At 57.7% G+C, this 25,024-nt stretch carries 23 protein-coding genes; 21 read left to right on the top strand and 2 right to left on the bottom strand.

The features are described 5' to 3' along the window. Positions 1 to 6 precede the first annotated feature (6 nt). From HMPREF1992_RS03980 to HMPREF1992_RS03950, 7 genes are all read left to right on the top strand, one after another. Positions 7 to 894, top strand: coding sequence for a hypothetical protein (locus HMPREF1992_RS03980; protein WP_021684556.1), 888 nt, complete (start codon positions 7 to 9; stop codon positions 892 to 894). Between the two features lie 56 nt (positions 895 to 950). Further along, entirely contained in the window at positions 951 to 1,898 is a 948-nt protein-coding gene (gene metA / locus HMPREF1992_RS03975) for a homoserine O-succinyltransferase (protein ID WP_021684555.1), read from the top strand. Between the two features lie 97 nt (positions 1,899 to 1,995). Further along, positions 1,996 to 2,640, top strand: coding sequence for a hypothetical protein (locus tag HMPREF1992_RS03970; protein WP_021684554.1), 645 nt, complete (start codon positions 1,996 to 1,998; stop codon positions 2,638 to 2,640). 113 nt (positions 2,641 to 2,753) lie between these two features. Then, a complete protein-coding gene (locus tag HMPREF1992_RS03965; protein WP_021684553.1) occupies positions 2,754 to 3,662 on the top strand; it encodes a hypothetical protein in 909 nt (302 codons plus the stop codon). After that, complete coding sequence (locus HMPREF1992_RS03960) at positions 3,655 to 4,971, top strand: SH3 domain-containing protein (RefSeq protein ID WP_021684552.1); 1,317 nt, start codon at positions 3,655 to 3,657, stop codon at positions 4,969 to 4,971. Before HMPREF1992_RS03965 ends, HMPREF1992_RS03960 begins: the two co-directional genes overlap by 8 nt. Before the next feature lie 48 nt (positions 4,972 to 5,019). After that, complete coding sequence (locus HMPREF1992_RS03955) at positions 5,020 to 5,535, top strand: YbjN domain-containing protein (RefSeq protein ID WP_021684551.1); 516 nt, start codon at positions 5,020 to 5,022, stop codon at positions 5,533 to 5,535. A 35-nt stretch (positions 5,536 to 5,570) separates the two neighbouring features. Then, positions 5,571 to 6,056 (top strand): YbjN domain-containing protein, encoded by a 486-nt coding sequence (locus tag HMPREF1992_RS03950; RefSeq protein ID WP_021684550.1) that lies wholly within the window; start codon positions 5,571 to 5,573, stop codon positions 6,054 to 6,056. A 66-nt stretch (positions 6,057 to 6,122) separates the two neighbouring features. Here HMPREF1992_RS03950 and HMPREF1992_RS03945 read toward each other — a convergent pair whose 3' ends face one another. Beyond that, positions 6,123 to 6,848 carry a flagellar brake protein gene (locus HMPREF1992_RS03945; protein WP_021684549.1) on the bottom strand — a complete coding sequence of 242 codons (726 nt, stop codon included), beginning with the start codon at positions 6,846 to 6,848 and terminating at the stop codon, positions 6,123 to 6,125. Between the two features lie 171 nt (positions 6,849 to 7,019). Between HMPREF1992_RS03945 and HMPREF1992_RS03940 the strand changes: the two genes are divergently transcribed. The 5 genes from HMPREF1992_RS03940 to HMPREF1992_RS03920 all read left to right on the top strand — a co-directional run bounded on the left by HMPREF1992_RS03940 (position 7,020) and on the right by HMPREF1992_RS03920 (position 16,575). After that, the gene (locus HMPREF1992_RS03940; protein ID WP_021684548.1) at positions 7,020 to 7,475 is read left to right on the top strand and encodes a YaaR family protein; all 456 of its coding nucleotides are present in this window, start codon (positions 7,020 to 7,022) and stop codon (positions 7,473 to 7,475) included. After that, the gene (holB, locus tag HMPREF1992_RS03935) at positions 7,475 to 8,521 is read left to right on the top strand and encodes a DNA polymerase III subunit delta' (protein WP_021684547.1); all 1,047 of its coding nucleotides are present in this window, start codon (positions 7,475 to 7,477) and stop codon (positions 8,519 to 8,521) included. The genes HMPREF1992_RS03940 and holB overlap by 1 nt, the downstream gene beginning before the upstream one ends. 85 nt (positions 8,522 to 8,606) lie before the next feature. After that, positions 8,607 to 9,668, top strand: coding sequence for a stage 0 sporulation family protein (gene ricT, locus HMPREF1992_RS03930; RefSeq protein WP_021684546.1), 1,062 nt, complete (start codon positions 8,607 to 8,609; stop codon positions 9,666 to 9,668). After that, positions 9,661 to 10,404: a tRNA1(Val) (adenine(37)-N6)-methyltransferase gene (locus tag HMPREF1992_RS03925; protein WP_021684545.1), complete on the top strand. Its 744-nt coding sequence runs from the start codon at positions 9,661 to 9,663 to the stop codon at positions 10,402 to 10,404. The genes ricT and HMPREF1992_RS03925 overlap by 8 nt, the downstream gene beginning before the upstream one ends. A gap of 129 nt (positions 10,405 to 10,533) precedes the next feature. Further along, entirely contained in the window at positions 10,534 to 16,575 is a 6,042-nt protein-coding gene (locus HMPREF1992_RS03920) for an autotransporter outer membrane beta-barrel domain-containing protein (RefSeq protein ID WP_037358519.1), read from the top strand. Positions 16,576 to 16,702: 127 nt separating this feature from the next. Here the strand turns inward: HMPREF1992_RS03920 and HMPREF1992_RS03915 are convergent, their stop codons facing one another. Continuing rightward, a complete protein-coding gene (locus tag HMPREF1992_RS03915) occupies positions 16,703 to 17,101 on the bottom strand; it encodes a thioesterase family protein (RefSeq protein ID WP_037358505.1) in 399 nt (132 codons plus the stop codon). A gap of 219 nt (positions 17,102 to 17,320) precedes the next feature. On the opposite strand from HMPREF1992_RS03915, the gene HMPREF1992_RS03910 reads away from it, so the two are divergent. The 9 genes from HMPREF1992_RS03910 to leuB all read left to right on the top strand — a co-directional run bounded on the left by HMPREF1992_RS03910 (position 17,321) and on the right by leuB (position 25,022). Continuing rightward, positions 17,321 to 17,635, top strand: coding sequence for a hypothetical protein (locus HMPREF1992_RS03910; protein WP_021684542.1), 315 nt, complete (start codon positions 17,321 to 17,323; stop codon positions 17,633 to 17,635). Between the two features lie 38 nt (positions 17,636 to 17,673). Next, the gene (locus HMPREF1992_RS03905) at positions 17,674 to 18,654 is read left to right on the top strand and encodes a diaminopimelate dehydrogenase (protein WP_037358502.1); all 981 of its coding nucleotides are present in this window, start codon (positions 17,674 to 17,676) and stop codon (positions 18,652 to 18,654) included. A gap of 76 nt (positions 18,655 to 18,730) precedes the next feature. Next, positions 18,731 to 19,357, top strand: coding sequence for a class I SAM-dependent methyltransferase (locus HMPREF1992_RS03900; RefSeq protein WP_021684540.1), 627 nt, complete (start codon positions 18,731 to 18,733; stop codon positions 19,355 to 19,357). Positions 19,358 to 19,473: 116 nt separating this feature from the next. Then, on the top strand, positions 19,474 to 20,421 hold the full coding sequence (locus tag HMPREF1992_RS03895) for a hypothetical protein (protein WP_021684539.1): 948 nt from the start codon (positions 19,474 to 19,476) through the stop codon (positions 20,419 to 20,421). Between the two features lie 113 nt (positions 20,422 to 20,534). Next, complete coding sequence (gene ilvN / locus HMPREF1992_RS03890) at positions 20,535 to 21,065, top strand: acetolactate synthase small subunit (RefSeq protein ID WP_021684538.1); 531 nt, start codon at positions 20,535 to 20,537, stop codon at positions 21,063 to 21,065. Next, entirely contained in the window at positions 21,046 to 22,062 is a 1,017-nt protein-coding gene (gene ilvC / locus HMPREF1992_RS03885; RefSeq protein WP_021684537.1) for a ketol-acid reductoisomerase, read from the top strand. The genes ilvN and ilvC overlap by 20 nt, the downstream gene beginning before the upstream one ends. Before the next feature lie 131 nt (positions 22,063 to 22,193). Next, positions 22,194 to 23,456, top strand: coding sequence for a 3-isopropylmalate dehydratase large subunit (leuC, locus tag HMPREF1992_RS03880; RefSeq protein WP_021684536.1), 1,263 nt, complete (start codon positions 22,194 to 22,196; stop codon positions 23,454 to 23,456). Further along, entirely contained in the window at positions 23,456 to 23,959 is a 504-nt protein-coding gene (locus HMPREF1992_RS03875; RefSeq protein ID WP_021684535.1) for a 3-isopropylmalate dehydratase small subunit, read from the top strand. The genes leuC and HMPREF1992_RS03875 overlap by 1 nt, the downstream gene beginning before the upstream one ends. Further along, complete coding sequence (leuB, locus tag HMPREF1992_RS03870; protein WP_021684534.1) at positions 23,949 to 25,022, top strand: 3-isopropylmalate dehydrogenase; 1,074 nt, start codon at positions 23,949 to 23,951, stop codon at positions 25,020 to 25,022. The genes HMPREF1992_RS03875 and leuB overlap by 11 nt, the downstream gene beginning before the upstream one ends. Positions 25,023 to 25,024: the final 2 nt, after the last annotated feature.

Here is a 25,024-nt window from a genome sequence, read left to right as displayed (position 1 = left end):
CCTGAGATGAGCACGAAGATACGATATGGAACGGGACTCTTGCTGTCGTTCCTCCTCCTGCTGATGATGTGCCCTGCAGCTCTTGCAGAGGATGGGCGCACATGGGTTTGGCTGAGCTCGAATGATCGCTATTCAAAATTCTATGCACCGGCAACGGTTCATGTGCTGAAGTCTGGAAAGACCGCCGCAGGCAAGACGGCTGCGACGGAGATCGAGGGGGAGATCAAGACATCGTTCAGCTATGAAGGAGCAGAGGAGACGATCCGCAACTACAAGATCGGACACGTCATTACCAGCCCCAGTCAGCTTTCCTATGCGATTGCGCAGGTACGAGTCTCGCCGCAGAATCGCCTGCTCCAATACATAGGGGAGACATTCTACGATGCTGCGGGCAATGTGCTCTGGTCAAAAGGCGAGGGCACGGAGAAGGAGATGAATTCACAGCAGTTTGATGAGGAGTTCTATGCGGCAATCATCGACACTGTATTTCATCGCGGAGAGCTGGAACGCATGCGTGCAGATGACCGCTGGATCCTGCTGTGGTCCGAGGAGGCTTTGTCCGGAATCAAGACGCAGGTGACAGCCGACACATCGACGATGCGCCGCATGGGGGACAATTTGATCTTTTGGGCGTGGACAGAGGTGCGCGATGCAGCAGGTAAGGCTGTTGAGATCAAATTCGATAAGCGTGCAGTGAACCTGCCACAGGGGACGGAGCGCATTGTTACAGGGCGCTATTGGTCGCCTGCCGATGGGTGGCAGCCCCTTGATGACGGCTATGAGGGCGCCTATCGTATGATTGCGCGCAATGCTCCTGAGGAGCGTGGTCTCATCCGTCTGCGTGCATTCGCAAATGGATACAGCACGTGGGTGACGCGCTATCAGCTGAAATAATTTTATGGAGCGGAGGTCTCCTCTGCGCAATTCCATACGAAAGGGAACGGGAAACGATGCCGATTAAGATACCGAACAGCCTGCCTGCGACGAATGTTCTGGAGGGGGAGAACATCTTCGTCATGAATGCGGCGCGTGCGTACAGTCAGGATATTCGTCCGCTGCGCATCCTCATTCTGAATCTCATGCCGATCAAGGACGTGACAGAGACACAGCTCCTGCGCCTCCTTGGCAATACGCCGCTGCAGGTTGAGGTGGATTTTATCTATACGGAGTCCTATATTCCATCCCACACGCCGCGTGACTATCTGACGGAGTTCTATGGCACATTTGCCGAGGTGCGGCACAAGAAGTACGATGGGTTCATCATCACAGGTGCGCCAATTGAACAGCTGCCATTCGAGCGTGTTGCCTACTGGGATGAGGTCTCTGAGATCATGCAGTGGAGCCGGAAACACGCCTACTCCACATTTCATATCTGTTGGGGCGCGCAGGCGGGGCTGTACTACCACTATGATATCCCGAAGCACTGGATGGACAAGAAGATCTTCGGTGTGTTCGAGCATCGCCTCTGTGTCCAGCATGAGCCGCTCCTGCGCGGCTTTGATGATGGCTTCTACGTCCCTCACTCACGTCATACAGAGACGCGTCGTGAGGATATTGCGCGCGTGCCGGAGCTGACCGTTCTCGCTGACGGTGCGGCGGGCCCCTACATCATTGCAAACCTCCATCGCCGCCAATTCTTCATTACCGGACATGCAGAGTACGATCCCCTGACGCTCAAGGCGGAGTATGATCGTGATCTCGTAGCGGGACTTGATCCTGACATCCCGTGCAATTACTACCCCGATGATGATCCGAACTGTGCACCGACTGTGCGCTGGCGCAGCGTAGCACATCTTCTTTTTGCGAACTGGCTGAACTACTACGTCTATCAGGGGACGCCGTATGAGCTTGACAGCCTCGACAACGCCGATGATTGGGAGCTGCACTCAGGGCTTTAAGCGGAGGAGCACCGCGACCTATCGTGTTCAGCAAAAATTCAGATTTTCGTCATAACATATCGGACATAAACTCAACATGCGATGGGAGCGATGATACGTGCAAAAAAAATGGGGAGCGGTACTCCTTCTCTGCGCCGCTCTGTTTATGGACGCTCGCCCTGCAGCCGCCGAGGAGATTCCAAAGCACATCTATCAGTGGGTGCAGTCAACGGCACGCCAAGGCTATTACTTTAACAAAGAACAGATTCAGTATGCGACGGACGCACACGGCTATATCGACCTCACAAAGATCGTCGTGCCTACGCTCCGTATCTACGATAACATACAGATCCAGGATGTCGTCTCCAAGCGGCGCTGGCGCATGCTGCCGCTCGATGGCTATAGTGACCTCTCGGGTGCAGCGGAGTATCTTCTGATCGACCTGCGCGCCGGTGTCGTCCACATCACGGCGCACGAGGATCTGGACAGTCTCTGGGGAACGCTCTCCCGCGAGGAGAATACAAAGGAGATCACGCTCTCTGCGCTGTCGGACAAGGACGTTGAAAAGAAGTTCTTCGATGCGATCATCCAATATGCAGCAGCAAATCAGGAGGCGCTTATCCGCCGCTCACGCGGCATCCTGACCGATGCGGATCGCGCGGCACTTGCCGCAGCGAAACAGCAAACGATCGAGGAACCTGCGAACACACATGAAAAACCCGCAAAAAAGGGAAAGAAAGCAAAAAACAAGAAGGAAAAATAGCAGATGAACTGCCGTCCCATACATGGTTGGGGCGGCAGTTCTTTTTTGTAGCTTTTTCTGTAAAAACAAGGTATAATAAGTATAGGAACTACCAGCAAAGGAAGGGAAATTGCATGACAGACAAGGAATGGATGCAGCTTGAACTGAACCGCATGGTAAAGGCCGAGGGTGGAAAGATCAGCGTTGAGCGCATGACCGAGATCGTATCAGATCTCAGCCGACGGCTGCGTGAGAATCCGAATCTGCCGCGTGAGGTAAATACCCTCACTGCAGACGAACTCATCGCACGTGCACGACAGAAGACGGGCGAGGAGCGCTATCGCATCATCAAGCGCATTCTGCGCATGGAGCCGGACAATCTTACGGCTGCCTGCATGCAGATCGAGTATCTTGCCCAAAATGCAGACGACCGCGTGCATCACTACGAGGATCTGACGCGCAAGGCAACGGCGCAGTTCGAGGAGCAGGGGATGTTCTCCGAGGAGAACATCGGCAAGTTTTGGGCGATGCCCGCGACGAAGCCATATATGTTCCTGCGCCTCTCCTATCTGGAGTCCCTTCTGGCAGCACGCAAGCTTCGTCTCGCGGCAAAGGAATGCGAGGAGATGCTCCGCCTCTCGGAACACGACGGGCTTGGGCGGCGCTATCAGCTCATGTTTATCTATGCCGCGATCGAGGAGGGGGACGCCGCGATACAGCTCTATCAGCGCTATGAAGAGGGGGTTGCACTGATGTATCTGCCTCTGGCGATGCTCTTTTATCGCCTCGGCAAGATGAAGATGGCGCGCAACTTCCTACAGGAACTCGCAGCGGTCAACACAGACACAGAGGCGTTTTTTGAGCGTGGCGTACGGGGGGATCTCCCCCGACGCGCTCCTGGTCGTCATGCAGGCTCCTTTGCCATCGGGACGATGGAGGAGTTCGGAGAGGCGGTGGCGGACAACGAGTTCGCCTTCATCGGTATGGATGCGTTCTTCGCGTGGGGACTGACTGAGCTGCGCGGGGAGCAGGAGAGTGCCTGAGGACTCCTGTGTCAGATCGTTTCTTCGCATTATCGCTGTTGCTGCTGCATTCCTCGTCATCGCGGAGCTGAGCGCAGGCGTGGTTCATGCGGAGCTGCCTGTGATGGGGAAGGCTGCGACTGCAGATGCATGGCTGCGCGTGAACGGAGACACACCGCTCCTCACAGCAGAGGCATGCGCGGAGCTCGCGCGCGTGAATGTGCAGCGTGGCCTGACATACGACCTTACAGCAGCGGCGGACGCGCGCGTGGGCATGCAGATACACGCTGCAGCACAGGGATACGACGAGACGCTGCCGGATCTCTACGATGGCGGGCAGCCGCTCACAGCAGAACGCTGGCAGTCTGTTTGTGCCAACCGTGCTATCGAGAGCCTCGGGGCGATCATCGATGTTCGTCCTGCCGTTGCTGTTCGGCGCGCCGATGTACGCCTCCTGCCGACAGCGGACGGTTGGTACGAGTCACCGGATGATATGTACTATGATGCCCTGCAGGGAACGGTGCTGGATCCGGGGGAGGCGGTGCTCGTCCTCCATACCTCGGGAGATCGGCGCTTCGCCTTTGTCGAGACGCGGGACTATCACGGCTGGGTCGATGTGGATGCGCTCGCATATGCGGATTGGGAGACATGGTGTGGATTCGCCGCGCCGGAGGAGTTCTTCACCGTGACGGCGGCGCAGCTCCGCCTGGCGGAGGCGGGGAGAGAACACCTCTATCAACTCGGAGCAAAGATTTCGGGCACACGGGCGACGGATGGGACGCTCCATCTGTACCTGCCTGTACGGGATGCCGGGGGACATCTCGCCGTTCAGGAGGTGCGGAGGACGGATGACGGCAGTCTTACGGAGGGACGGCTGCCGCTGACGCACAACAATCTCATCCGCCTCGCCTTTCGTCCGCTCCGTACCGAGTACGGATGGGGCGGGGGAAATGATGGGATGGACTGCTCATCCTACGTGCAGAACATCTATCGTGCTATGGGGGTAGAGCTGCCGCGCGATGCGGATATGCAGGAGCGCGCCTGTGCGCTCCTGCCTCTGACCGGTCGTACCACCGCGGAGCGCTATGAGCGCCTCGCGCACGCACCACCTGGGGCACTGCTCTTTCGCCCCGGGCATGTTATGCTCTATCTTGGACAGGATGCAGGGGGCATCCCGTACGTGATTCATGACATCAGCAGCTACTACGAAGATGGAGTGCAGCACTACATCCGACAGGTTGTCGTCTCGACACTCGATTTTCAAAATGAACGCGGCACTGCTGCGATCGATACGCTTACGGCGATCGGTTTAATTGCTCCAGCGCCATAATATAATGGGGACAATGCTCTCACAGAAGGGCGAATATGGAGGGGACAAATGGGACTCTTTGATGGATTTCACGGCGGTGATGAAACGGCCTCGCTGGGCATTTGCGATGCGCTCAAGGCAGAGCTTGATCGGCACGACTGGAACTATGAGCTGAGTGACGAGAGTGAGGAAGACCGTAAAGAGACATACTTTTATATGCGGAACGAACTCGAGAACGATGAGACCATCACAGCGGTCATTGTCGTGCGTGAGTACAACCATGCTGATGGCTTTATCAAGATCAAGCTCTATGATATTGCCTATCTCGAGGAAGACCATCTGCGCGGAGCATTGCTTGCAAAGATCAACGAGTGGAACGCCGATTTTCGCTACGTGAAGTTCTGCCTTGATCGCGACCAGGATGTTGTTCTCGACATCGACCTGCCGCTCGACCTGCATGAAGGGACGTTTCAGCCAAGCAGTGTCATGGCGATGATGGGAGTCGGCATGCGCATTGTAGAAAAGGTCTATGACGACCTGATGGAACTTTGCACACGTGGGCATCAACCGCGCCCGCAGGAATAAAGAAACAAAATACGAACGTTGAACGGAGGAACTCCATGGGACTTTTTGACGGTTTCAGCGGGAGCGAGGAAGGGCTCAAGAACAGCGCGTTTGAAGCGATCAAAGCAGAGCTGGACAAGCAGGATATGAAATACGGTGAGGATGTCACCGATGACGGCGAGGAGCGGATCATCCGCATGCGGCAGCAGCTCGATAATGGCAGCGTTGTGAGCATCGCCATCGTTGTCACAGAGAACGGAGACACGAACGACTTCATCAAGATCAAGTACTTCGGCCTTGTTCGTCTTGATGAGAATATGGATCCGCAGGTGTTTCACGAGAAACTCAACGAGTGGAACAGTGAGTATCGCTATGTAAAGTTCGTTGTGGATGATGAGCGGGATGTCGTTGTCGACATCGACTTGCCGCTTGACCTGCACGTTGGTGCCTTTCAGTCGGACAGCTTCATGGCGATGGTCGGTGTCGGCCTCCAGGTGCTCGAGGAGGTCTATCCCGAGCTGATGAAGCTACGTTGGGCGTGAGTTTAATACAAAAAATGGGCTGTTGCACGAAGTTTTCTAGCTTCGTGCAACAGCCTTTTTATGTATTCAGCCCCTCTTCGTATGATCGATCTGCGGCACCTTGAGTCCCTTGCGCAGGTAACTCTGTTGGAGCTGATAGACGCTCTGTACGAGGCGGTCACGCTCACGGCGCCCCAGTGCATCGCCGAACATCACGCCGATGTGGTACGTCATGCCGAGGTTTGTCTCAATCGGTGTTGCGCGCCGCACTGTTCCCTCAGCATCGAGCGTGCCAATGTGCGGCAGATCGGGTACACGCACCACGATTGGCGCCTCCATAATGAGCGGCTCGCTGTGAACGAAGCAGAGTCCGCCGCCGCTGATATCGATGAGTGCGACCTCGCGGTAATCTTTTAGACTCCCGTGATCGCCCGGCAGTTTCACCTCAATTGACATCGGGATGGGAACACGGACGAAGTCACGCAGCTGGATGCGCTCCGCACTCTCCGGCAGATCGAGATACCAGATCGTATCGGGCAGCGGAGAGGCAGAGCGGTAGGGGACATCAAAATGATAAACGCAGCCGGCACCCGTGAGGTGACACTGGAGCATCTGCCCGGCACTGGGCGTATCAACAAATTTTCCCACGGGGATATCGAGACGCGCGGCCAGCGCCCCGGCAGGCTTGCCCGCTGTCTGCTCCTCCTCACTGAGTTCGAGTACGCCGTAGTAGTCGATCGAGAGTTCTTGGCTAATGATGTGGATAGAGGCTCCGTGCTTGAGCAGCGCGTAGAGTTTGTCCCCCTCAACCATACTGTCAGATCCTTTCCGCAATTATATTAGTTTAATATAAATAAGGATAGCAAAGTATCACGTCAAAGTCAATTTCCCTCTTTGACTTTAGTATATGTTCGGGCTATAATAATAATCGGTGCATTATATCATTTCGTTTAGAAATACAGGAAAAGGGATTGGGTGAACGCGATGGCGATGAAGATAGACAGCAGCATTTCGCGCAGTACGTCGCTTACGATCCCGCGTCCAGAAAGTGACGCGGGCGTGCGCGGAACAGCGACGGATTTCAGCATGGAGCTGGCCGATCAAGAGTCATCCATGTCGCGCGAGGCGATGGATCGTCTGCTCGAGCAGATTGACGAACAGGGAGCGCGTCTCTCGAAATCACCGACCTTTGATGAACTGCGCTCATATCGTGCGCTCATTCAAAGCTTCATCGGTGAGGCCGTTGATACGATGTATGAGCTGCATACGCAGGCGGGCTGGGATCGCCTGGGGCGGCAGAAAGTCTATACCTCTGTGCGTAAGATTGACAAAAAACTTGAGGAAATGGCGGAGAAGATCCGTCTCGGTCAGGCCGAGCAGCTTGATATCATCGCGAGTCATGATGCCATCCGAGGCCTTCTCGTTGACCTCTATATGTGATGGCGCGTATGAAGAACGCGGCGCCCATGGCTGCACCAGAGGCGCCTGTACGGGTTCTGTTTCCGCGTGACTGGACGGACATCCGCGGGCATGCGGAGATTATCCGTCGGCTGCGTATACTGGCGGCCGAGGACCGATTCCCCCATGCATTGCTTTTCAGCGGAATGGAGGGCGTTGGCAAGCGCCGGACGGCGCGTGTGCTCGCGCGGACAATCCTCTGTGAGCGTCCGGGAGACAGCCCCTGTGGCATTTGTGACTCCTGTCGTACGATGGCGGCCGGGATTCATCCCGACTACTTCGAGACGGCCCCTGAGGCACGCGGCAAGAGTGCGGCCATGATCCGCACGGATGCCATCCGCGACATCCTCGTCGCGGCATCGGGAGCACCCACCCTGGCAGGGCGCCGGATCATCCTGATTGACGGCGCTGACAGCATGAATGAGACGGCAGCGAACCGCCTCCTCAAGACCATCGAGGAGCCGGCGGGCACAGCATTCTTCATCCTCGTGACGAATGCCTACGACGCCCTCCTGCCGACCATACGCTCACGTACGGTGCGGATCGCTTTTGGCTCCCTGCCGCGCGCAGAGATTGCGGCGGCACTGAGAGAGCATGATGCAAAGAATGCTGCGGCGATTGCTGCGCTTGCAGACGGCAGCCTTGGTAAGGCATATGCCCTTGCCGAAGAGGGGCTGGCGCTGCGCGATGATGCGTTAACACTGCTCATGGAGCTGGATACCCTTCGCGTGGAGGACATATGGGCACGCGCGGAAGCGCTTGGCGCACGAACACATGAGGAGCGCACAGCATGGATCTCCTATCTGCAGATGGCGCTGCGCGATCTCCTCATCCTGCATGAGGATGGCGGCAGTACGGCCCTCTATCACACTGACCGCCGCGATGATCTCATGGTGCTCTTGTCGCGAATGAGCCGCGCACACCTTTTTGATCTCCTGCGTGAGACGCAGGAACTCTCGCACCGCATTGGGGCAAATGTAAATCCTGCACTCCAGGCAGAAGCCTTTTTGCTGCGTGCAAAGGGATGACGTGAAGCGCAGCAGAAGGGTCGTTTTGAACGATAGAAATAATTTTCCTCTCTGAGAGGGGTATATATACATTTAGGAGGAAGTTTTGCAAACCATTGTAGGTGTCCGCTTTAAACCGGCGGGCAAGATATATTCCTTTGGGCAGGGACAGCTCACCATCGCAGAGGGCGATCATGTCATCGTCGAGACCGCGCGCGGCATGGAGTGCGGCAAGGTTGTCATCGCTCCGCGTGAGGTGCCGGACGAATCTGTCCCGCCGAATCTGCGCATCGTACACCGCATTGCCGATGACTCCGACCTCGCACGTATCGAGGAAAACCATGCGCGCGAGCGTGAGGCTCGCACGGTCTGTGAGGAGAAGATCAGAGACCTCGACCTCAAGATGAAGCTTGTCGATGTCGAGCTGACCTTTGACCTCTCGAAGATGCTCTTTTACTTTACCGCAGACGGCCGCATCGATTTCCGTCAGCTCGTGCGCGAACTTGCGGGGGTATTCCGCACCCGCATCGAACTGCGTCAGATCGGTGTGCGCGACGAGGCAAAGATGATGGGCGGCATGGGCTGCTGCGGGCGGCCGCTCTGCTGCGCGACCTTCCTCGGTGACTTCGTGCCCGTCTCCATCCGCATGGCAAAGGAGCAGAACCTCTCGCTCAATCCGACGAAGATCTCGGGGATCTGCGGGCGGCTCATGTGCTGCCTGAAATACGAGAGCGAGGGCTACGGCTGCGGCGGGTGCATGAAGGCGAAAAAGGTCGAGTATATCCCCGCTCAGAACGACCGTGTCATGGCCAGGGACGGAGAGGGACGCGTCGTAGCACTGAACGAACAGCGCCGTACGGTGACCATACTCATGGACGATGGGAAGACCGTCGTCACGGCATGGGAGGAGATCGCACACGTCGAGGACGAGGAGGGCAGTACGGGCAGCCCGTGCGCTGCGCAGGAACAGAAGAAACGACCGCCGCGTGAGGGACGGTCGCCGCGCGAAGGGCGTGAGGGGCACGAGCGTCGTGAACGTCACGCAGGAGCCAGACAGCGTCAGGAGCATGGTGAGCGGCATGCCAAGGGCACAGAACAGCGACGCCGCTCGAATAAACGGCAGTCGCGCCGACCGCACCCCAGGCAGAACGAGGAGATCCATGAGTGATATGGAGACACTGACTGCAAGCGAGAGAATCGATGATCTATGCTGCAGAGGACGGTATATTATCCAGCGTACGGATGAGTTCTGTTTCTCAATGGATGCCGTACTTCTCGCACATTTTCCGCACCTCACAGGGCGGGAACGTGTCCTCGACCTCGGGACGGGCACGGGTGTCATTCCTCTCCTCGTCGCGGATCATGCGGCACATATCACAGCCGTTGAGCTCAGCCCCGTGCAGGCATCTCTTGCCGTACGGAATGTTCGCATGAACAATCTCATAGACAAAATTACAGTGCGGGAGGGCGACTATCGTGCCCCTTCCGCACTTTTTGCGTGTGCGGAATACGATCTCGTATACAGCAACCCGCCCTATCGTCCTGTTACGAGCGGCGCCGTCAGTATGGGGGCACGTGCGGCGGCGCGGCACGAGATCACCGCGACCCTCGCCGACACAGTGCGTGCGGCGGCATACGCCCTTCGGCATGGTGGGCGGCTTGCTATGGTGCACCTGCCCGAGCGAGTCAGCGAGATTGTTCTCGCCCTCCATGTTGAGGGGCTTGCCGTCAAGCGTCTGCAGATGGTGCAGCCGCGTGCCGATCGTCCGCCGAACCTCATGCTCATCGAAGCGGCTAAGGGAGCATCGCCCGCAGGACTGCGCCACGAACCGGCTCTCATCGTGCGTGACGCGGATGGAAGCTATACCGAGGAGATTCGTGCGATCTACGGGCAGGAGATGTGAACTTACGATTGACGTTTTCGGACGTGCGTAATATAATAGATAAATGAGAAAACTTCATAGCCAATGAACGCAGTGCCCGGCGCTGCAAAGGATGGATACGTTCTACTGTACGATGAAGGAGAGAAAGCAATGCTCAAAGGAATGAAATCTCAGCGGCAGCTCGCCGCATTCGTGGCACTCGCGGTCGGCGGCGCCTTTGCGGGGCTGCCTGCGGCGTATGCGGCAGAGCACACGGTCCGTACGGGCGATGTCATCAACGGACAGGATGGTACTGCACTGAAGCCGTACGGTGACATTGTCGGTACGAATCTGATGAACGGCTCCGTAGCAGACAACCATCTTACGATTGGTGTGCTGACACAGCCGAGCATCAACCTCCCCCGTGTGAACGGCACGATTACAGCGGGCGGAACGAGTGACACAACGAATCTGGTGACAGGCAATACGCTCACCATCAATAACATCGGTCTCGTTGGCAATGGCTACGGCGGCATCGGCAAGGGAAATGTTGTCAACAATACCGTTGTGATGAACGGCGGTATGGTAAGGGGTCAGCTTCATGGCGGTCATGCACAGAGCATGGTTCAGCAGACAGATGCAAAGGCTCCGAAGAACACGGTTCGGATGAGCGGCGGAACGGTCATTGGATCGTTGTACGGCGCATACTCTGTTGCAGGCGGTGCAACAAGCGGCAAGGTGGAGATGACGAATGCGGGCGGCTCGATTGAGGGATCCGTCAGAGCCGGAGCGGACGGCATTGCCATTGCGGGCGGCAGGGGAAAGACCTCGGCAAACAACAACGATGTTGTCATCGAACGCGGCAGAGTCGAGGGGCGGATCTACGGCGGATATGCTGAGAACATCTCCACCAACGGAGCAACGGCGGGAAACCGTGTCACACTTGGGGATGAGAACGGCATTTATACGCCAAACCTCTCACAGGCTGAGATTTATGGCGGCAATGATACGGTTCACTACGGCAATAACATACTGACCGTCCGTACAAAGAATGTTGATGCAATCTCTGCGAAGAATTTTAATAAATATACCTTTGCACTGAATACGGGCATCGATGCGGAGAATACAACGCTTTCCCGTACAGGGCATACGATGTTGACGCTCACAGAGGACGGCAATGCCCTTGGACGCGGTGTGAGCCTCGAAGACTTCAGCGTTGATGCAGCTGGCTGGAGCGGAACGACAGCAGAGGGGAAGCCCGATGGCGTAAAGAAATACTATGGCAATGTTGGCACAATCACCCTGATGAAAGACGGCAAAACGCCAAACAATCCTACGCTCAGCGACCGTGTCTCAAACCTCTATATCACGAACCCCTCCGCGCAGCCGACGGGAGTCAGCGGTGACTATGAGTATCAACTTTCGGTGAACTCTTATACGACACGGGACTATCCTCTTACTCCTGCGCATTCAACGGCCTGGAATGAGGTTAAGGCGGAACTCCACCGTTTCCAGAATGCGGATGCCACTTACAGCAGTTCCTCCATTGTGAATGGAAAAATTTATGGCGGGTACTCCATCTGGGAGAACCAGATTGTCCAAAACAACAAGCTGAAAATTACAAATGCGGGCGGCACTCTCCTGCCAAACAGTCGCTATCAGGCAACGTTGGAAGCATATGGTGGCTATAGCTCCACCGGTGCACACGTCATGAAAAATACCCTCACGATGACGGGCGGCGTGATGCAGAACCTCTATGGCGGACATGCTGAAATGGCAGGCAATGTAGAGGAGAATGAGGTCGCGCTGACCGGTGGGACGGTAACGGGAAATATCACCGGTGGTTTCTCGTCCAATGGGACAGGCACGGTTCGAAAGAATAAAGTTACCGTGGAGAACGCCACGGTTTATGGCAGCGTGACAGGCGGCTCCGGCAAGACCCTCGTCGAGGAGAATGAGATCAATGTCGGAGGCAATCACATCACAAATACCGTTCACTCGGTCATTGGCGGGAATGTTGTCGGCGGTTATATCGACGGGGATGACCGTGTCAGCCGCAAGGCTACGGGGAATACAGTAACGATCACAGAGGGCGATATTCGGGCGATCGTCTATGGTGTCTACGGTGATTTCTTGGCCAGCGGTGCACAGGATACCTATACGCCGACTGTCGAGAAGAACACGGTCACGATGAGTGGAGGCTCTGCCAAGGAGATCTACGGCGCTCATCTGACGGATATCGGTACGGCGAAGGAAAATAAGGTCATAGTTACAGGTACGGCGAAGGTCGGAGAGACGATCTACGGTGCTCATACAGACGGCAGCGGCCGTATAGAGGCAAACGAGGTCACAGTCTCCTCCGATGCTGCCCGTGTGAACGATATCTATGGAGCAATGTCTGCCGGTGCAGGAGATACGGCAGCGGTGACGAAGAACATCGTCACAATCTCGAGCGGGGATGTTCGCAATCATATCACAGGCGGTGAGAGCACCTCAGCCGCTGTGAATGCAGCCGCTGTCACGGAGAATGAGGTCAATGTCGATGGCGGCACGGTTCACGGCAATATCTACGGCGGCGTGACCCATGCCAACCTGCCTCCCTTGAACTCGAGCATAAAGGCATCTTCCTCCGGCAAGAACATCGTTACCATCACGGGCGGTCGTGTCGGCGGCTTGCGCGAGGATAACTCGACGGTGGATTCCACCATCTATGGCGGCTATGCCCGCGGGACGAATAAGACCGTTGAGACAGGGAATACAATCAACCTTGGTTCAAAGGACGGCGCGTATGCCGCAGACCTCACCCATGTGACTCTGTACGGCGGTGCAACAACGGCAGACGGAAATACGCTGAATGTCAAGGCGAAGAACATCACAGTCAAGGGGGTCCACAACTTCCAGAGCTATAAGTTCTTCCTCACGGATCAGGTGAATGCCGGCGATACCATGCTTACGCTGACTGATCCGAATGGGTTCGACTATCAGACGGTGGACTTTAACGCTGCCAACTTCGGACTTGATACGGAGCGGATGTCGAATCGGCAGGTTGCAGGTACTGTCACGCTGATCGACGCCAGCCGAACCAATGGACTTGTATTTAGAAGCTACGATCCGATTGCTGCCTCGGCTGTGACACTGACAAACGGCGACTATGAGTACTCAATGCGTACGAACACGAACACAGCGTCTGCGCAGAAGCTCCTGCTCGACTACAACCGTTTCCAAAACGGAAATCTGACATACGATGCAACGGATGCAAGCAAGGAGGAGTGGTTTGGCGGTCGCTCTTACGGCGGGCAGACGACCAGGCACAACCGTCTGACCATCGATGGCACGCTGACCCGCAGTATCAGAGCATACGGCGCCAAGACACTCGGCAAGACAGGCGGATCGGGCGGCACAACCCCCAATGACGGGAATACCCTCGAGATTCGATCCACGGGCACAAATCCCTTCTCTGTGACGGAGGGCTATGGCGGCTACATCGGGCGCAGCAACAATGACGGCACAGTGCAGAACAACCGCGTCCTTATGGCAGGCGGTACGGCGGGGACGCTCTATGGCGGCTACTCTGCAGGTACGGGTGCAGTTACGGACAATACCGTTCAGATTACGGGCGGCAAGGTGACGGGCAACGTCTTTGCAGGCTGGTCTGCGTCTGCAGGTCAGGCGACGAAGAATACACTCATCCTCGGTGCGGACAACGGCAGCTACGACGCGACCATCGAGGGCGATATCTACGGTGCGAACGATACCGGCGCGGGCGCGGACAACACGCTCATTGTGCAGGCGGGCGACAGCTCGGACAACAAGAAACAGGTTGTGGTCAACAAGGTTCGCAATTTCGACACCTTCAAATTCGTTCTCCACAACAACACGCTCATCGGGAAGACCATGCTCCATATCAAGGGCGCGGGCGGTCTTGGCACAATCGTTGATTTTAAGAAGATCACGGTGGATGCTCAGAAGTTCAACATTGATCCGACGTGGATGGGTTCACATTCGCTCAGACTCATTCAGAGTGCGGACGGGATGAACTTCTCGAACTACTCTGCGACGGATATCACAAAGACCTACTATCCGAACGATCCCTACGAAGCTTATCTGCATATCAACGGCAACCAGAGCACGACAACGGCTGCGGGGACGGTCACAGGGCAGGATGTTCTGCTGACGGTCAACCGTCTGCGCGACGGTGATCGCCGCTATGACGGCACAGATGCCAAACTCGTGAGCGATGAGGTGTTCACAGGAATCTCTGCGATGGGCTATGATGTGGAGCGGAACAAGCTCCTCATCACGGGAACGCAGGCGGACGGCATCAAGACCTTTGCTGCGGCCGGTGTCACGACGGGCGAAAAGAAGGCGAACCTCACGAGCAACGCGCTCACCATCGACCGCGATGTTGCTCTGAGCATCCGTGACGTTTACGGCGCGTATGCGAAGAACATTGCGAGCGACGGAGAGATGACGGACAACAGTGTCACCCTCCTGCACGGCAATCTCACAGGCAATATCTACGGCGCAAAGTCCGAGAGTAAGCTGAAGCTCTCATCCAACCGCGTTCAGGTGCTGAATGGTTCGGTCGTCGGCAATATCTACGGCGGCTATTCGGTCAGCGGTGACGTGGAAAAGAGCATTGTCGATCTCGGGCGCGTTACCATCGGCAGGATTGCAGACAACGGCAGCATGATCGGCGGCAATGTCTACGGCGGCTGGGGCAAGACGGCAAAAGACAACACCGTCACGCTGCGCGGTACGACCGTGAAGGGGCATGTCTACGGCGGCTGGCTTTCGACGGGATCGCCCGCGAACGACGGCCCCGCACCCCTTACGGACGGAAATACGCTGAATATCTATGATACGGGCACAACGGTGGGCTATTTCGAGGGTTTCCAGAACCTCAACTTCTACCTCAGCCCGAAATCGGATATGCGTTTCTCGATGCTGACGCTGACCGATTCGTCACATAAGGACATTCGGGGGATGAGTCTTGGCATCGATATTGATGGAGACGGTGCACCGATTCATAACGGCGATATTGTCAGCCTCATCAAACTGCCCTCGGACAAGAACCTCACGACGGATGACTTTACCGGCAAGGAGTACAAGACGACTCAGGGAGTCACGCTGAACTATACCTTTGCGCTTGAGACACGCAATAGCGTCAACGCCTCGTCGAGCTATAAGAATGAACTGATCGGGCGGGTGAAGTCGGTTACTGTGAAGGAGGGAGCGAAATCTCTCGTCGAGACGCAGTCGGCGGCGATTGCCTTCCTCACAAGCGGCTCAGACCTCCTCACGGATGTCGGTATCCCTGCGGCAGAGGTTGCCGCAACGCAGATCGCGGACATCGTGGATGCACCGCTTGCGAGCGGCGAGAAAAATTCCGGCGCAACGGCGGTGCCCCTGTCAACCCTTGGCAGCTATCAGCTGTTCGCAGCACAGAGCTATGGCAGTATGCGCCTCAAGACTGGCTCGCACGTCGATGCGAAGGGATGGAACCTCAATGTCGGCTTTGCACGCCGCAACGAGCTTCTGAGCAGCTCGCTCACCTTCGGGCCTTTCATTGAGTACGGACGCGGCTCGTATGACTCCTACCTGGATGATGGCGCGCATGGGGACGGCAAGACGAGCTACCTCGGCTTCGGTGTCATGGCGAAGTCGGAGAATACGAGTGGCACCTACATTGAGGGAAGCCTCCGCGTCGGTAAGGCAAAGAGTGACTACAGCGGTGCAGTCGGTGATCGTGCGACAAGCTATGACGGATCGAGCACCTACTTTGCCGGACATCTTGGCGTCGGACAGAAGAGAGAGTTCCTGAGCGGCAACCGGTTTGAGACCTATGCAAAGTACTTCTATGCACATCAGGCGGGGATGAGCACGAAACTCTCGAGCGGTGAGACGTATGACTTCGGTGCGTCGAACTCGAGCCGCCTGCGCTTCGGTACGCGCTATACGATCAAGAACGGCCTTGACTCGGAACTCTACGCAGGACTTGCGTGGGAGTATGAATTTGACGGCAAGAGCTCGGCGTCCTATCAGGGCTTTGGCCTGCCGGGTACGAGCCTCAAGGGAGGCACGACACTCTTCGAGCTTGGCTACCGCTTCGCTCCGGCGGACAGCACCGTCACCTATGGTCTGAACCTCACGGGATATGCGGGCAAGCGTAAGGGCATCACGGGCGGTTTCAACATTGCCTGGGGATTCTAAACACCAACCCCTAGCCTTCCCCGTTTGACGGGGAAGGGGGACCGCGTAAGCGGTGGAAGGGGCACAATAAAACGGACGGCGGTACGAAGTTCACACTTCGTACCGCCGTCTATTTTATTGCGTTATATCAGCGCTTCCCCTCTGCCTTTTCCATAAATTTCTCAACGGCAACAGCAAAGCGCATGTGTGTGCCCGTACCGATCTCCTCGCGCTCGTCGTACGCCGTCACCTTGAGTGAGATTGCACGCCCGTCCACTGCCGTTACCTCGGCGATGGCGCGGACAGTGAGTCCCGTCGGCGTTGCCGCACGATGCTTGATATGCAGCTCCGTACCGACTGTTGTCCAGCCCTCGGGACACTCCTGCTGGCAGAGTTCCGCTGCCGCACGCTCCATAAGGGCTGCCATCGCGGGCGTTGCGTACACCGCGAGCGAGCCGCTGCCGACGGTTACCGCCGTATTCACGTCCGTTACCGTGTCCACTGCCTCATGGGTCATGCCGACGGCGATCTTGCTTGTGTAGTCCATTTGTCTGCTCCTTTGCTTATCATACAGACTGAGCATTTGAAAACCTACGCATATTATAAGCACAATATAAAGCCCTGTCCAGTAGGTGAAGGGCCTCCAAACGGCGGATATGCCTGTCTCCTGTATACAGAATTATTTTCATTGGGCAGTTGCGTGTGTGGGAGAATCGTTCTATAATAAGGACGCCCGCAGGGGCAGTATATAAAAGAGGTGATACGAGTGAGTGATACGTACAGTGTCGCCATCAGCTATGGCGACGTTCTCGGCTGGATTGATTATGATGCGGCTTCGCATTCGGCGACGGTGAATCTTGCGGATGAGAAGGGCCGTACGGCGGTGGAGGAGTTTCTTGCCGCTGAGCATGAGGTTGAGGTGCCGCATAAGACTCTGATGGACTTCACGAAGGAGACCGTTACTCCGCTCGCGGATCAGGAGAGCTTTGAACTGGCTCTCACACGCTTGTGGAATGAGACGAATGTCCAGGTGGACTGGTCGCGTCCCGTCGACTATGTAAAGGTGCACCCGCATTACTGAGTTTGACGTCATCCGGGGGGATGGCGGGAGGAGTTTTTATGATTCGTATTGGTATTCTTGGCTATGGCAATCTCGGCCGCGGCGTGGAGTATGCCGTGGAGGCAAATGAGGATATGGAGCTGGTCGCCGTCTTTACGCGGCGCGACCCTGCATCGGTGAAGCCGCGCACGAATGTGCCGGTCGTCCATGCTGACAAGGCGGCGGAGTGGCAGGACAAGGTCGACGTTCTGATCCTCTGCGGCGGTTCCGCAACCGATCTTCCCGAGCAGACACCCGCATTTGCCAAGCTGTTCAATGTGGTGGACAGCTTCGATACGCATGCAAAGATCCCCGCGCATTTTGCGGCGGTGGATGCGGCGGCAAAGGCGGCGGGGCACGTCGGTGTGATCTCGGTCGGCTGGGATCCGGGGATGTTCTCGCTCGCGCGTGTCTATGGCAATGCGGTGCTTACGAACGGCGCAGACTATACGTTCTGGGGGCGCGGCGTCAGTCAGGGACACTCGGATGCGATTCGCCGCATTCCGGGCGTCAAGAATGCCAAGCAGTATACCGTACCCGTTCCGGCGGCACTCGATGCCGTGCGCAGCGGTGCGAATCCGACGCTCTCGACGCGTGAGAAGCATACGCGTGAGTGCTACGTCGTGCTTGAGGAGGGCGCAGACGCCGCTGCCGTGGAGAAGGCGATCGTGACGATGCCGAACTATTTCGCGGACTATGATACGACGGTGCACTTCATCAGTGAGGAGGAGCTGCAGCGTGACCATGCGGGGCTTCCCCATGCGGGCTTTGTCGTTCGCTCGGGCGCGACGGGCAAGGATGGCGAGCACAAGCACGTCATTGAGTTCAACCTGAAGCTCGACTCGAACCCCGAGTTTACGGCGTGTGTTCTCGCGGCATATGCACGTGCGGCGCATCGCCTTGCGTCCGAGGGCGCAAAAGGCTGCAAGACCGTGCTCGACATCGCTCCCGCCTATCTCTCGGCGAAGAGCGGTGAGGAGCTGCGTGCGGCTCTGTTGTAAAATCCAGTGTCTCGTGCATTTTTGCACGGGGCACTTTTGTATTGGTGCTGCGGCATTCGCAGAAAGGAGGAGCAGCATGGGCTTGCTTCGTAAATTTTTCAGCAATATGGGAAACCCTCAAGGGAAGATGGGGAAATTTGTCATCGCCATGATGAATCGCGGTCATGCGGGCATTGCGGCGTGGGGCTTTTCGCATCTCGACCTGCAAGGGAATGAGCAGGTGCTTGACTGCGGCTGCGGCGGTGGTGCGAACGTCGCCGTGTTCCTGCGGATGGTGGACGAGGGGCATGTGACGGGGCTGGACTATTCAACGGTCTCCGTAGCGAAGGCGCGTGAGGTGAATCGTGCGGCGATTGATGCGGGACGCTGTGAAATCGTGCAGGGGAATGTACTGGAGCTGCCCTTTGAGAATGAACAGTTTGACGTTGTGACGGCGTTCGAAACGGTGTATTTCTGGCCGGAGATTGCACGCTGCTTTACTGAAATTCATCGTGTGCTGAAAGCGGGCGGCGTGTTTATGATAACGAACGAAACAAGCGGAAAGACGGGCGCACATGAAAAGTGGCAGAAACTCGTTGATGGACTGTCTGTCTATACGGGTGAGGAACTTGAGGCACTGCTCACGGGCGCGGGATTTGCACGCGTGGAGATTGATGAGGATTTGAAGGCAGACCGCCTGAACGTTCGGGCGTATAAGGCGTAGCAGTCTTTTTGATGTGATAAAAGCGTCCCACAGCTGGCGGGACGCTTTTGCTATTTCGCCGAACGATATTTTCTGCTATAGTAAGGGCATAGACCGGATGAGAAAGGAGTGCCGTCATGCCGATTACACCGCCGACACCGCCCACGCCTCCGACGCCGCCGAAGATTACGATTGGGGATGCGGCACGCGATGCACAGGCGAACACGACGCATACGACGGGCGACGCGCAGGCGGAGCAGCAGGCACGCGACTCCGTGGCGCAGGGAAATGGCGCGCTTTCCAAGACGACGACGGGTGCGTCGAAAGGGAGTTCCACAGAGCGTCCGAATGCTGCCGCACGCACGGATGCCGCAAAGGGAGATCCCGTCAGCACCTCTGCTTCGAAGGTGGATCGCGGGACAAAGGTCGAGGGACAAACGGGAGCGGATGTCGCAAACGGGCTCGACATGGCGCAGGAGAATGCGGTACTCAAACAGCAGCTTGCAAATACGGAGCAGAAGCAGCCGCCGCAAGCACCGCAGTCCTACACAGCGACAAGCGGGCTGTATTGGGCAGGGATGATCGTTGTCGCCCTTGCACTGGGGCTGGTATTCGTTCGACGCTTCTTTCAGCAGAAGGCGGAGACTGCCGCACCGGAAGAACCATCGCTCGGGGAGCGCATTCTGGTACGTGAGCGTGAGGCTGATTCGCACGAAATGGCGCGGCCGACACAGCAGTACGGCGCACACGATGATCTCCTTGCGGCGGCAGAGCGGACGCGGCGTGCACGCGACACGCGCGGTGAGATTCTGCCCGAGTTCACGGGGCTGACGGCGGGCGAGGCGCTTGCACGTCTGATGGAGGAGGAGACGGCTGGACCGCAGACACCTCGAACCGCGGATGCACCGCCGCATATCGCTCTACCGAAGCCCGCTGCCGCGCGGCGCGCAGCAGCGGTGAACGTATCACCTGCACCACCCAAAGCCACACCAACGATACCCCCCCCTGCGCCAAAAAGTCCCGCAAAACCCGCTGCACAGGCGGAGGATGTCGAGGAGAAGCCGCGCTTTGAGGTGCGTGTTTAGCGCGTATACACGCATGCAGCAGCCAAAACATATTGACAAATGCTCATGCGTCGGCGATAATGAAGAAGTTTTCACGAAAACCCTTATGACGCGGCGGAGAGGAGATTGCTTCGATGAAACATGTGCTGTCCGTCTTTGTCGAGAACCAGACGGGGGTTCTGGTGCGCGTCGTGAGTATGTTTTCACGGCGTGAGTTCAATATCGACAGCCTGTCTGTCGGTGTGACGGAGTCGCCGGATTTCTCACGCATCACGGTTGTGATGCAGGGGGATGGAAATCTCGTCGAGCAGATGATCAAACAGCTGGAGAAGATGCCCGTCGTGCGGGCGGTTCAGCGACTGGACGAAAAAAGTGCGGTGTGTCGCGGCATGACGCTCATCAAGGTGCGGGCGGACGACGACAATCGCCTCGACGTGCTGAAGATGGGGGAACTGTTCCGCGCGCATGTCGTCGATGTGGAGTCCTCCTCAATCATCTTTGAGATTACAGGCAGTGACGACAAGGTCACGGCGTTCCTGAAGGTCATCAAACCCTACGGCATCGTCGAGGTCATTCGCACGGGGCTCATCGCACTCGAGCGAGGGGAACACACCATTTATGAACATTGTGAGGAGCGGGAGTACTATGGCAAAAACTTACTATGATCAGGATGTCAACTGGAGCGTTCTGGAGGGCAAGACGGTTGCGGTCATCGGCTACGGCAGCCAGGGGCATGCACATGCGCTGAATCTCAAGGACAGTGGAGTGAGTGTCGTCGTCGGTCTCTATGCGGGATCGAAGTCGGCGAAGCTCGCCGAGGAAGACGGGCTCAAGGTTCTCCCTGTGGCTGAGGCGGTAAAGGCGGCCGATGTTACGATGGTCCTCATTCCGGATGAGAAGCAGGCGGCGCTCTACAAGAGCGAGATTGCTCCGAACCTCAAGCCCGGCAGCGCGCTCGCGTTTGCGCACGGCTTCAATATCCATTTTAACCAGATTGTCCCGGCGGACGACATCGACGTGTTCATGGTTGCACCGAAGGGACCCGGCCATCTCGTGCGCCGCACGTTCCGTGAGGGCGGCGGTGTGCCGGATGTGTTTGCGGTCGGTCAGGACGCGACGGGCAAGTGCTTTGATCTCGCGCTTGCGTATGCACGCGGCATCGGCGGCACGCGCTCGGGCGTCATCCAGACGACGTTCCAGGAGGAGACGGAGACGGATCTCTTCGGTGAGCAGGTCGTCCTCTGCGGCGGCGTGACGCACCTCATCCAGAACGGCTTTGAGACGCTGATCGAGGCGGGCTATCAGCCGGAGATCGCATACTTCGAGTGCTTCCACGAGATGAAGCTCATCGTCGACCTCATGTACGAGGGCGGCATGGCGAAGATGCGCAAGTCCATCTCCGACACGGCGGAGTACGGCGACTACATGACCGGCCCGCGCATCATCACCGAGGAAACAAAGGCGGAGATGAAGCGTGTTCTCGCTGAGATTCAGGACGGCACATTCGCGCGCCGCTGGCTCACGGAGAACAACGCCGCAGGGCGTGCGAACTTCCTCGCCGAGCGCCGTCTCCACGCCGAGCATCCAATCGAGGAGGTCGGCAAGGAGCTGCGCGGCATGATGTCGTGGCTCAAGGACGGCGCGGATCTCCGCAAGGACTAACCCGCTCCCCTGCCTGCCCCGCTGCAGCGGGGAAGGGGGACTACGCACAGCGTGGTGGAAGGGGCGCTTCATCAGGGGCACAACAAAGGGGCTGCACAGCCCCTTTTTCTGTATTTTATGGAGGAGAGCGAATGGGCATGAATATGAGCGAGAAGATTCTCGCACGCCATGCGGGACTGGATCACGTCGAGCCGGGGCAGCTCGTGACGTGCCGCCTCGACATGGTACTTGCAAACGACGTGACGGGACCGCCGTCGATCAAGGAGTTTGAAAAGACGGGACGACCCGTCTTTGACCGTACGAAGATTGCGCTGATTCCCGATCATTTCCAGCCGGCGAAGGACATCAAGTCCTCGGAGCTGGCGAAGATCATGCGCGATTTTGCGCGCAAGCACGACATCCTGCACTACTACGAGCAGGGGCGCGTCGGCATCGAGCACGTCATCCTGCCGGAGAAGGGCATTGTCGGCCCCGGCATGCTGACGATCGGCGCGGACTCACACACGTGCACCTACGGTGCCGTGAACGGCTTCTCGACGGGCGTCGGCACGACCGATCTCGCGGTCGGCATGGCGACGGGCGAGGCGTGGTTCAAGGTGCCCGAGGCGATCAACGTGCATCTGACGGGCAGAAAGCCCGCCGATATCAGCGGCAAGGACGTCATTCTGACGCTCATCGGCATGATCGGCGTGGATGGTGCGCTCTATCAGAGCCTTGAGTTCACGGGTGAGGGCGTTGCGGAGCTGACCATGACCGATCGTCTGACGATTGCCAATATGGCGATCGAGGCGGGCGGCAAGAACGGCATTTTCCCGTATGACGATGTGTGCAAAGAATATGTCGAGGGACGCATGACTGCACCGTTCGAGCCTGTATATGCCGATCTCGACGCGCAGTACGCGCGTACGGTGGAGATCAATCTCAGCGAATTGCGTCCCGTCGTCTCGTTCCCACATCTGCCGGAGAACACGAAGCGCGTGATGGACATTGCAGAGCCGATTGAGATCGATCAGGTTGTCATCGGCTCGTGCACGAACGGGCGGCTTGAGGATATGGAGATTGCGGCAGAGATTTTGAAGGGTCATACGGTGCACGAGCGTGTGCGCTGCATCATCATCCCCGGTTCGCCATGGGTCTATCAGGAGTCGATGCGGCGTGGCTACCTCGATATCTTCATGGATGCGGGCGCGGCGGTCTCCACGCCGACCTGCGGGCCGTGTCTCGGCGGCTATATGGGCATCCTTGCGGCGGGCGAGCGGTGCGTCTCGACAACGAACCGCAATTTCCGCGGGCGCATGGGACACGTCGACAGCGAGGTCTATCTCGCAGGGCCGCATGTTGCGGCGGCAAGTGCGATACTGGGGCGGATTGCGGCCCCCGAGGAGGTGGCTTGATGTTCGAGGGAAAGGTCTGGCGCTACGGCGACAACATTGATACGGACGTAATTATCCCTGCGCGCTATCTCAACACGTTCGATCCGAAGGCACTCGCAGCGCACTGCATGGAGGACATCGATACGACGTTTGCCAAGGAGGTCGTGGCGGGCGATATCATGGTCGGCGGGAAAAACTTCGGCTGTGGCTCCTCACGTGAGCACGCGCCGATTGCGATTGCGGCATCGGGCGTACCCGTCGTGATTGCGGCAAGCTTCGCACGCATCTTCTACCGCAACGGCATCAACATCGGGCTGCCGCTCCTTGAGATCGGCGACAATGTGGAGAAGATCAGCGCGGGAGACCGTCTGCGCGTGGATACGGCGACAGGGGCGATTGAGAACCTCACAACAGGCGATACGTTCCACGCACACCCTCTGCCGGGCTTTGTGCAGGACATCGCGCGCGCGGGCGGACTGCTGAACTACATCCGTGAGAATGGGGGCTTCCGTCATGGCGTATAAGATTGCAGTTGTCCCGGGCGACGGCATCGGACAGGAGATCACGACGGAAGCCGTGCGCGTTCTGCGTGCCGTCGATGCGAAATTCGCGCTCGGTCTGACGTATGAGACGCGCGATGCGGGCGGCACGGCATACGATAAATACGGCACGCCGCTGCCCGAGGACACGCTCGCGGTTTGCAGGGCTTCGGACGGCGTACTCTTCGGCGCGGTCGGCGGAACGAAGTGGGACAGCGTGGAGCCTGCTCTGCGCCCCGAGCGTGCGATTTTGGGCCTCCGCAAAGGACTTGGACTGTATGCGAATTTGCGCCCCGTAAAGGTCGCGGACGCACTGATCGAGCATTCTCCCTTAAAGCCTGAACTCGTGCGCGGCGTCGACCTCGTCATTGTGCGCGAGCTGATCGGCGGCATCTACTTCGGTGAGAAATGCGAGTCCGAGCAGGTGGACGGCACAGAACGCGCGTGGGATATGGAGAACTACTCCGTCCCCGAGGTGGAGCGCATCGCGCGTCTCGCGTTCGAGACGGCGCGTCTGCGGCGCGGCAAGGTCACGTCCGTGGACAAGGCGAACGTACTCGCAACCTCACGCCTCTGGCGGCGTACGGTGACGGCGCTCGCACCGGAGTACAGTGATGTGGCGCTCGAGCATCTCTATGTGGACAACTGCGCGATGCAGCTTGCCGTGCGACCGACACAGTTCGATGTGATCGTGACGGGCAATCTCTTCGGTGACATCCTCTCCGATGAGGCGGCGGTGATCGGCGGCTCGATTGGGCTGATGCCGTCCGCGTCCATCGGCACGGGCACGAGCCTGTTTGAGCCGATTCACGGCAGTGCGCCCGACATCGCGGGGAAGGGCATCGCGAACCCGCTCGGGACAATCCTCTCGGCGGCGATGCTCCTGCGCTATGCCCTGCATGAGGAGGAGGCTGCTGCTGCGGTCGAGGCGGCAGTGGATGCGGCGCTCGCGGATGGCAAGCGCACGGCAGACATCTACATCGATGGAAGCGGCTGCACGAAGGTCGGCACGACGGAGATGACCGACGCTGTGCTCGCCCATCTCTAAGG

The sequence above is a fragment of the Selenomonas sp. oral taxon 892 str. F0426 genome (assembly GCF_000468035.1).
Lineage (GTDB): Bacteria > Bacillota > Negativicutes > Selenomonadales > Selenomonadaceae > Centipeda.
The sequence above is the reverse complement of the archived record's forward strand: the minus strand, read 5'-3'. Positions and strand labels throughout refer to the sequence as shown.